General features: G+C 56.4%; 1 protein-coding gene. It reads left to right on the top strand.

Annotated features, from left to right (window positions below; translation table 11 throughout):
* Positions 1-273: hypothetical protein (locus ACO0LD_RS31845; protein ID WP_423013554.1), on the top strand; the 273-nt coding region annotated here is incomplete at both ends.

Raw genomic sequence — 273 nt, 5'->3', positions numbered from 1 at the left:
ACCTGTCCCAGGAACGCATCGTCGCCGCTGATGGCAAAGTCACCAGCAACACCCGTTATAGTTACGATACCCAGAACCGCCTCAGCCAGGTCCTGCTCGACCTGAGCCCGGAAGACGCCAGCATCGCTGATGGCAAAGTCTATGTGACCAGCTACACCTATGTAGGAGCTGGTAATCTCATCGACAGCATCACCCAGACAGACGGCAGCTACCAGAAATTTACCTACGTTACCGTTGATGGCGAAGCCCGCGTCGCCAGCATCACCGATGCCT

This window comes from Undibacterium sp. Ji83W (genome assembly GCF_049340385.1).
Lineage (GTDB): Bacteria > Pseudomonadota > Gammaproteobacteria > Burkholderiales > Burkholderiaceae_D > Undibacterium.
Note: the sequence above shows the minus strand (reverse complement) of the source record. Positions and strands in the feature narration are given on the sequence as shown.